This window comes from Ureibacillus thermosphaericus, from assembly GCF_012396605.1.
In the GTDB taxonomy this organism is placed as follows: Bacteria; Bacillota; Bacilli; order Bacillales_A; family Planococcaceae; genus Ureibacillus; species Ureibacillus thermosphaericus.
Genome location: NZ_JAAXPW010000035.1, coordinates 18,623 through 28,258, shown reverse-complemented (window position 1 = coordinate 28,258; position 9,636 = coordinate 18,623). Strand labels below are relative to the sequence as shown.

At 34.6% G+C, this 9,636-nt stretch carries 8 protein-coding genes; 2 read left to right on the top strand and 6 right to left on the bottom strand.

All coding sequences use genetic code 11. From position 1 onward, the window contains the following. Positions 1–125: 125 nt before the first annotated feature. The 6 genes from HF990_RS12375 to HF990_RS12350 all read right to left on the bottom strand — a co-directional run bounded on the left by HF990_RS12375 (position 126) and on the right by HF990_RS12350 (position 6,483). Positions 126–1,202 (bottom strand): undecaprenyldiphospho-muramoylpentapeptide beta-N-acetylglucosaminyltransferase, encoded by a 1,077-nt coding sequence (locus HF990_RS12375; protein ID WP_016839360.1) that lies wholly within the window; start codon positions 1,200–1,202, stop codon positions 126–128. A 422-nt stretch (positions 1,203–1,624) separates the two neighbouring features. Further along, positions 1,625–2,596, bottom strand: a complete 972-nt coding sequence (locus HF990_RS12370) for a CAP domain-containing protein (RefSeq protein WP_016839359.1) — start codon at positions 2,594–2,596, stop codon at positions 1,625–1,627. 229 nt (positions 2,597–2,825) lie between these two features. Then, positions 2,826–3,728, bottom strand: a complete 903-nt coding sequence (locus HF990_RS12365; RefSeq protein ID WP_016839358.1) for a CobW family GTP-binding protein — start codon at positions 3,726–3,728, stop codon at positions 2,826–2,828. 72 nt (positions 3,729–3,800) lie between these two features. Beyond that, the gene (locus HF990_RS12360; RefSeq protein WP_016839357.1) at positions 3,801–5,276 is read right to left on the bottom strand and encodes a lmo1851 family serine protease; all 1,476 of its coding nucleotides are present in this window, start codon (positions 5,274–5,276) and stop codon (positions 3,801–3,803) included. Between the two features lie 185 nt (positions 5,277–5,461). After that, positions 5,462–6,178, bottom strand: a complete 717-nt coding sequence (deoD, locus tag HF990_RS12355; protein ID WP_168412706.1) for a purine-nucleoside phosphorylase — start codon at positions 6,176–6,178, stop codon at positions 5,462–5,464. Positions 6,179–6,255: 77 nt separating this feature from the next. Then, positions 6,256–6,483: a YozE family protein gene (locus tag HF990_RS12350; RefSeq protein ID WP_016839355.1), complete on the bottom strand. Its 228-nt coding sequence runs from the start codon at positions 6,481–6,483 to the stop codon at positions 6,256–6,258. 119 nt (positions 6,484–6,602) lie between these two features. Here HF990_RS12350 and HF990_RS12345 point away from each other — a divergent pair, with 119 nt between their 5' ends. Further along, positions 6,603–8,399: a methyl-accepting chemotaxis protein gene (locus tag HF990_RS12345; protein ID WP_016839354.1), complete on the top strand. Its 1,797-nt coding sequence runs from the start codon at positions 6,603–6,605 to the stop codon at positions 8,397–8,399. A 112-nt stretch (positions 8,400–8,511) separates the two neighbouring features. Further along, the gene (locus HF990_RS12340; RefSeq protein WP_168412705.1) at positions 8,512–9,624 is read left to right on the top strand and encodes an endospore germination permease; all 1,113 of its coding nucleotides are present in this window, start codon (positions 8,512–8,514) and stop codon (positions 9,622–9,624) included. Positions 9,625–9,636 lie beyond the last annotated feature (12 nt).

The window sequence follows — 9,636 nt, the reverse complement described above, 5'->3', positions numbered from 1 at the left end:
AGAGAACAGCTATTCACGGAAGTTATAAAGACTTGCGTCAATCATCTTAATTGAACCGCCGTATACGGAACCGTACGTACGGTGGTGTGAGAGGACGGGAGTTAATCGCTCCCTCCTACTCGATTTTATTTTTCATATTTTAAAATTAAATTTACCATTTCTTTCGGAGTTTTCGGTCTTTCCGCTTTCGCCATCGCTTCTAAAATGGATTCTTTATTTTGAATTAATGTTTGAAGGGATTCCAAAAATGTTTGCTTCGTTAAATTTTCTTCTTCCAATACTTCCGCAAAACCTTGATTTTTAAATAATTTTGCATTTAAAATTTGATCGCCTCGGCTTTTTGCGGATGATAACGGAATAAGTAACATTGGTTTTTTCAGTGCTAAAAATTCAAAGATGGAATTTGAACCTGCACGCGATACAACGAAATCTGCCGCGTTAATTAAATCTGGTAATTCCGATGTCACGTATTCGAACTGCTTATATCCTTTTAATTCTAATAAGGATGAATCAACATTCCCTTTACCACAAAGGTGAATGACGTTGTAGTCCTTTAAAAGCTCTGGTAGATTGCTTCGGATTGCGTCATTTAACACGACGGAACCTAAACTACCACCCATAACAAGCAACACCGGCTTTTTGCTTTCAAATTGACAAAGTTTTAATCCCCTCATTTTGCTTCCTTTAAACAGCTGTTCCCGAACAACAGAACCGGTACATGTTGCTTTATTCGCAGGTATATATTTTAATGTTTCCTTAAAAACCGTAAAAATATGAGAAGCAAAAGGTTGAGCTAATTTATTTGCAAGACCTGGCGTCACATCCGATTCATGAATGACTACTGGAATATTCAACAATTTTGCTGCAATCACAACTGGTACGGAAACGAATCCACCTTTAGAAAAAACAATGGAAGGTTTCACTTTTTTTATAATCGAAAACGCTTGACCGATTCCCGCTAAAACTTTAAAAGGATCTGTGAAGTTTTTTAATGAAAAATATCTTCTTAATTTACCACTTGAAATGCTATGGTAAGGAACTTCAGGAAAACTATCAGTAATTAATTCCTTTTCAATACCATGATGTGAACCGATGTAATGAACTGTGTATCCCTCCGCTTGAAGAGAAGGAATGATTGCCTCATTTAACGAGACGTGACCAGCAGTTCCCCCACCAGTTAAAACGATTGTTTTTTCGCTCACAAAAATTCTCCTATTCTCATGAAACTACGTTATGTTCAAACTTCTTGTTTACATTATGCTTCATTAAAGCAGTACATGAAGCCACCAACACTGATTTTATCATAAAACACGATAGAAACAACGGAATTTCACATTTGGATAAAATGATGCTTCTGTTATGGAGAGTTAGGCACTTTCAGTAGTTTATTAGCTAATCCCAATAAATGAAGCGTTACTCTATGTGATATTGGTCATTCTTGGGTACATATTGGCCAATTCCGACAATATATTGACCAATCCCTCACATTTATTAGCCAATCCACATAAATGAAGCTTTCACCCATGCGATAAATTCTCCTGTACTTATTTCTTAAAACTTTTCCATACGAAAAAAGCTCAAAAAATCATCCATCAATTAGATGGATGATTTTCACTCGTTTTCGTTACATTTGGATAAATTGTTGTGTCCAGTAGTATCCATTTTCAACGAAACCTACACCAATATGTGTGTAATTGGCATTTAAAATGTTTGCTCTATGGCCTGGAGAATTCATCCAAGCATTAACTACCTGTTCAGGAGTTCTTTGACCTTGAGCAATATTTTCACCTGCAGCACGATATTGAATGCCTGCCGCGCGCATTTGATCAAATGGGCTACCGTATGTTGGGCTTGTGTGAGAGAAATACCCTAAATTCGCCATATCTTGAGATTTTGCCTTGGCTACTGCCATCAATGGCGCATACATCGTAAGCGGTTTTAAACCTGCTTTTGCCCGTTCGGCATTCGTTAACTCCACTACTTGACGTTCAAATTCAGATACTTGGTTAGTAGGTTGAGAGATTGTTGGTTCTTCTTTTACCTCTGGTGTTTGAACCGGTTGACTAGGAGTTGTTGGCGCTGGTGTGACAGTTTTTTCACCATTAAAGTTTGATTGATATTCTTTTAGATATTGATCCAATATTTGTTTTAACTGTTCGTTATTTAACCCTTTATTTGAAGGTGTTTCTACATTTTCCTCTACTGGAGTTGAAGGATTATGTTGTTCCTTTTGACTTGGAGGATTTACACCTTCATTTTGTGTAGGCACTGTTGGTTTTGTTTCATTTACTACCGGCTTTTCTTGTTTTTCAGATTGATTAGGTTGTTTCGTTGCTTTATGCAACTGTGAAATAATTTTTTCTGCTGTATTTTTCGCCAGTTGAATTGTTTCTGGCACATTTTTTAATGGCACTTCTGTGAACGCTAATTCTTCAATTGTTTTAACAATGATGCCATTTTTATTTTCAAATTTAATTACTTGAACGTTTCGGAATACATGTCCAGATTTTCCGTCTCCTAAATCAGCTGCACTTACTTGAGGTATAACCGTTGCAAATAAAAATAATGCGCAAAAAGTAATGAACCATTTTTTCATTATCGTTCTCCCCTTTCTGTCCTCTATCATAAAGGAGAAAATTTGAAAAAAATGGTCCATTTGTTGGTAGAAAAACCAAATAATTTTCGAATCAAAGATATAAAGAGTTTTCAGAAAAATAAATATACAGCATTTTACAGCAATAAAATATATTTCTAACAAAAATCTATTGACAAATAGAAAGAATGATAGAAATAAGTCATTTTTATTACGAATTTTACATCTTTAACTATTCTTTCTTTTCACCAATCACTGATATAGATTGTACATCTTCGCCAATCATCACAATTTTTGGTGGCATATTCATATATTCTGGCATCCATTGAACTAAACCATATGCATATTGGAATAACATCGGATATTGCATTCCTTCAATGGGTACATAACCTTTTATACGATAAACTGTCGGCGGAAGTCCCCTTACCCATTCTTCAAATTCTTCTTGAGTAAAGCCTTTGTGAAATCCAATCACTCGAGAACTTAAATGCAAATGTCTGCCGATTTGAGCCGGTTCTATTTCTTTTTTTAATGCTGTAGCTTGCAGGTTTTTCAGTAATTTCAAAGGAACTCGTCCATTTGTTGTTTGCAATATAAACGCATTGGGATTAAGTCCTTGCAATTCAAACACAACGTTTGCTTTTTCCGCTTCTGTTAATAAATCGCTCTTATTGGCAAGAATCAAATGAGCATGGCGAATTTGTTCCAAAAAGAGGCTTCTTGCTTGTGGAGTGAGCTGTTCACGCTCTAACCATCGTTTACTGTCTGCTACCGTGACAATCCCCTTAATATTTAACAGTTCAGCAAATAACGGAGAATATACGGCATCCAACGCTTCTACAGGATGTGCAGCTCCCGTTGTCTCAATAATCAGCACATCAAAATCTGCTTCGTAAAGCAATGTTTGAATTTGAGCTTCCGTTTTCTCTCCACCAGTACAACAAATACAACTGTCAAGTATTTCCTTTAACGGAACTTCATCATCCACTGCTTGAGAATCAAAAGGGATTTCCCCAAGTTCATTCATAATAACGGCTGGTTTATAGCCTTCTTCTTTCAATTGGCGTAAAACGTCCACCAACATGGAAGTTTTACCGCTTCCTAAAAATCCGCTAAATAAATATACGTCTTTCACGTGATATTCCTCCATTCATAAGAGAAGAGCTGTCATTCAATGTTAAGAATGCAGCTCTTTTCATTGTAACCATTATTGAACTTGTAGCAATTCTTTTGCTTTTAAAATGTGTGGATCTTCTTTTTCAATTTTTTCACGTAATGCATCCATTAATTCGTACGTTGTATCTCCTGAAATTTTACCTGTACGTTCTAGCCCTTTGTCCTTTTGGAACTGAAGTACTGCCGCTTCTGTTGCAGCATCAAAAGTAGTGTCGATAGTTCCAACGCTATATCCAAGGGCATCAAGCATTTGTTCCGCCGCTTTTACATAATTCGATACAACGCCTTTTTGTAATTCATTTTTAGGATCGACATAAGCAATACTCATATATTCAGGATAAGGCACTTCTACATCTGGTTTGATTCCTTTTTCATGAATCCAGTTCCCTTTTGGCGTTAACCATTTGCCCGTCGTATATTTTAAATTTGAACCATCTGGCATTTCAGTCACCGTTTGAACAGTCCCTTTTCCAAAAGAATTCAAACCAACAATTTTAGCATTAGCTGATTCTTTTAAAGCTCCTGCTAGTATCTCAGAAGCAGAAGCACTTCCGTTATCTATTAACACCACAATTGGAAATTTATATTTTTTTCCGCCTTCACTTAACACAACTTCTGGCTCACCTTTGCGCCCTTGTAATTGGACAATCGGTTTACCTTCTTCAATAAATAAGTTTGAAATTTCAATCGCAGCGTTTAAATATCCACCAGGATTTTGTCTTACATCTAATATGATGCTCTTCATACCTTCTGCTTCAAATTGTTCAAGAATCTTCAGTAATTCTTCATAAGTCTTATCACTGAAAGAAGTAATTTGAATATGAGCTATTTTGTCCTCTCCCATTTCACCATATACCGTTTCAATCGGTATTTCATCGCGAATAATTGTCATTTCAATTAATTCATCGGATTCTCCCCGCTTGATTGTTAAGTTGACAGGAGTTCCTTTTTGGCCGCGAATTAAGAGCACTGCTTCAGTAGCACTCATTCCTTGTAAACTTTGTCCATCTACAGATAATATAATATCTTCAGGTAATAGCCCTGCTTTTTCAGCTGGTGAATTTTTTATGGGCGAAACAACAACAATATTTCCATTTCGTTCTTGAATTTCTGCACCGATTCCTTGAAAACTCGATGAAAGATCAGAATTAAATTGTTCTGCTTCTTCTTTTTCCATGTAATCAGAATATGGATCGTCTAGTGCGTCAAACATACCATTAATGGCACCGTGAATAATTTTTTCATCATCTATTTCCGTATAATATTTTTCTTTTAGTTCATCATAGGCATCGTATAGCTGTGAAAATTCTTCTCTTTCAACTGGAACCGCTACTTCTACAACTTTTTCATCTCCAAAAGTTAATGCAAATATCGTTAATACTGATGTGAAAAGAATTGTTAAAAACATCATCATAATAAAAGTAAATGGTTTTAACCGAATAAATCTCGTAGCTGGTTTGACTTGTTCTTGTTGTATTTCTTTCTCTTGTTGATTTTGTTCTTCCATAGTTTCACCACTCTCATATACACTTTCTTTTACGATATTTCCATATTAACAGTTTCAAGCTTTTCCGAAAAGAAAAAGACTGTCAATATTTAATGACAGTCAACATATTTTTAGTTTCATTGAATTTATATGTGACAGCAATATCCAATATTTAAATTCTATATCAAAATGTTAATAAATATTTTTTAGATGGCTGATTCATTTTCTATTGCAGCTTCTAACGCCACTTGAATCATATCATTAAACGTTGTTTGCCTTTCTTCTGCAGTCGTAATTTCGCCTGTCAAAATATGATCTGAAACTGTCAATACGGAAAGGGCTTGTCTTCCGTACTTAGCAGCTAATGTGTAAAGGGCTGCTGTCTCCATTTCCACTGCTAAAACCCCATAACGCGCTAACTTTTCATTTTGATTTTCATCTGAATAAAACATATCAGCTGTAAAAACATTACCAACTTTCAAATTCAAACCAGCTTTCAATCCAGCGTTATAAGCTTTTAATAGCAAATCAAAATTAGCTGTAGGCGCAAAGTCAATTCCATTAAAAATAATTTCATTCATTTTGGAATCTGTGGAAGCGGATTGGGCTAAAATCACATCCCGCACTTTTACATCTTTTTGCAGAGCGCCACAAGTACCAACGCGAATTAATTTTTTTACTCCATAATCTTGCATTAATTCCGTAATATAAATAGAAATGGACGGAACCCCCATTCCCGTTCCTTGCACAGAAATTCTGTGACCTTTATACGTTCCTGTAAATCCAAACATGTTGCGCACTTCATTATAGCATGTCGCGTTTTCTAAAAATTTTTCTGCAATATATTTTGCTCGTAACGGATCTCCAGGAAGTAAGACAATATCTGCAATTTCTCCAGGTTTCGCATTAATATGAATACTCAATGGCTTCCCCTCATTTCAATGATTTCAAACTAAAATATACTTATTTTTCAAAAATTATGCAATGAATAATTTGTTACTCATTCACCATCATTTTTCATGCGATAAATTTCCCATAGTTCGTCAAAAGCATTCGTGGATAAATCATCATCTGCTAATGTTTCAATGTAACTGGACAGCTCTTCAAAAGAACGGCTAATTTTGGGAAAACTGTGATCTTGAAACATTTTCTCAGCAAACCGAGTTTTTGGATCCGATAGATCTCCTCCACGATAAGAAAGGACAAATTGATAAAAACTTTGACTCATTCAGTACCTCCCGCCTATCTAGTTAAATTTATGTAGGACTTTTTAACATTTTATAGTAGAATAGATTTGAAGATAGCAATACATGGAAACAGCATTTTTTAAAGGGGATGTTTACAAAAATGACCGTAAAAGTACAGAAAATGAATAATCAATCCACAAAAAAAGTTCAAGCAAAAGGGAAAAAACACCAAACGAAAAGTCCTACGAAAGGCCGTTTCTATCACACAATTCGTGGTCGAATTGTACTGACCTATGCAATACTCATTACAATTATCGTTATCATGCTTATTCTATCCTATATTAACATAACTAGACTACAACAAAACTTAAATCATTTTGCAGAAGTAAACTTAAAGGAACAAAGGGAAATCAATCAATTAGCAAATGACATTGCGAATTTGACGATTTTTGAACAAGCGTTTCTCATTTACGGGGATGAAGGAAACTTAAATAAATATAATACAACAAAGCAATTAATTGAAAATCAACTCAACGAACTTAGCAAAAACTTTGAACATCGCCCGGAAGAATTCCAGCTTGTCAGTTACATTCAACAATTTTTTCGCTCATATTTGTACGCATCTACAGGAATTATTGAAACAAGACAATATTACAGTTATGAACAAGCCGTTCGTTTAATGGAAAGAAGTGAAGGACCTGCCATTAAAAATAATATCGAAAAACATGCTGATGAGTTGTTGCATTTATTAGAAGACAAAAACGAAAAAACGATCAAAGAAATCGAAAAATTTGCAAAATTCTCGCGCATCGCCTTCATCTGTCTATCATCATTTTCATTGTTTATCGCTGTTTTCTTTAGTTATCTGTTATTCCGTTCTATTCGAATCAATACAGCGAAAATTAATCATTCCATTCTTGATATCGCCCATGCTGGAGGAGATTTAACGAGACGGGTGAAAGTAGCGACAAAAGATGAATTTGCTGAAATTGCCCACTCCACAAACTTGTTAATCGAATCAATTTCAAAATTAGTAAAAAAAGTGGCCAGCTTAGCTGAGCATGTTTCATCTAGTTCTCAAGAATTAATGGCATTAGCAGAAGAAAATGCAAAATCAATTGATGAAATTGCAAGTTCTACCCATGATATTGCAAATGATTCCAGCTCGACAATCGAACGAATGAATGAAGCTGCATTAAAAATGAAAGCACTTGAACAGTCAATGGTTGAATTAAATGATGAAGCATATGAAGTTCAAAAAGCAGCAAAAGAAATGCAATCAGCTGCTCAAAACGGCAGCCAATCAGTAAAAGATTCGACAAATGTCATTCATTTCATTGAAGACACGATGAAAAACACTACTTCAACAGTTGAAGCCCTAGGACAAAAATCAAAAGATATCACATCCATCATCTCAACGATAACAGCTATTGCAGAACAAACAGATTTGCTTGCTTTAAATGCAGCAATTGAAGCTGCTCGTGCTGGAGAACATGGAAAAGGTTTTGCAGTAGTAAGTAATGAAGTGAAGAAACTCGCCATCCAATCGCAAGAAGCAGCAAAAGAAGTGGCAAAAATTGTTCATTCTATTCAAGATGAAATTAATACGATTGTCATGCAAAATGCAAAAGGCGTAGAATCCATTTCTCGCGGTGTGGAAGTAACGAATGAAACAAATGAAGTATTAAATGGCATCCTATCTCAAACAAATAAGACAACAAATATTATTATTTCGATGGTTGAAAAGATTAGTTCTACTTTAAAAATTGTCAATGACTTGACAACATCTTTCCAAGAAGTCAATGCTCTCAGTCAAAACACAAGTATTGCAACGGAAAAATCAGCCCAAGCAGCCATGCAAGGGTCTGCTGCGATGGAAGAAATCAATGCTAGCGCGGTAGAGCTTGCAAAACAGGCTGATGATTTAAGAAATCTAGTTAGCGAGTTCAAAATATAAAATGGACTTTTAACAAAAATAAAAAAATTCGCTATTTACCATGTAGATAGCGAATTTTTTTTTATTTTTGGTTAGACTTTTCATAGATAGAAATCATGTAGGAGATGAAGATGTGAACAATACATTTAAAATCAGTATTTTGCACGTTATTTTTATATGTTTAACCTCTATCGGCTTAAAAAATCATGTAACGATTCTTTCGCCAATTTTAGAAACCGCTAAACGCGATGGATGGATATCTGTCATTCTTACGAGTATTACGTTATTTCCATGGTTACTATGGATTCTATATATACAAAAGAAATCACAACTAAAACCCATAAAAGTATGGCTTGCTGAAAAATTAGGTCAAAAAACATCGAAAATCATACTGTATATTTTCATTATTTTCTTATATTCCCTTGCTGCATTTACTTTAAGAGAAACGATTCTTTGGATGTCCTCAACCTTTTTAGAAAACACACCCATTCCATTATTAATACTTTTATATATCATTGTATGTTTCTTATTAATTTCTACTAATATTCAAACGATTGTGAGTGTCAATACAATTATTTTATTTTTTGTGATTATCTTTGGCTTTTACGCATCATTTACGAATCTTCAAGTAAAAAATTATGAATTATTATTTCCTATATTAGAACATGGTATTGCTCCCGTCATACATTCCATGATTTTTGCTGCATCAGGATTTATTGAGTTATTTTTGCTCATTTTCATTCAACATTATTATAAAAACCCAATGAAATGGTATCACATTGCAATCATTATTTTTTGTTTCACCGGTTTAACCCTTGGACCATTAATTGGTGCCATCGTTGAATTTGGACCTGAAGAAGCTGCTAGACAACATTACCCTGCTTATGAAGAATGGGCATTAGTGACACTTGGTCGATTTATTGAACATATGGATTTTTTATCTGTCTATCAATGGCTCTCAGGAACATTCATTCGTATCGGCATCATATTATTTATCGTTTGTGACATACTAAATTTCACAGGACAATATAAGAAAATTTGGTTATACATGATGCCTCCATTTGTTATCCTAACTTTTGCATTATTCCTAATCCAAGATGAAACATTTTTGAGAATCAATAATTATTATTTTCTCTACTTTACATTTGTTTTCATTTTTCTATTATCGATTCTACTAATTCTAGTCGGCATGTTATCGAATCGAAAAACGGCCCGCACTTCCCCCCAACAACAAAATTTAAAATGAAAGTAGGGATCT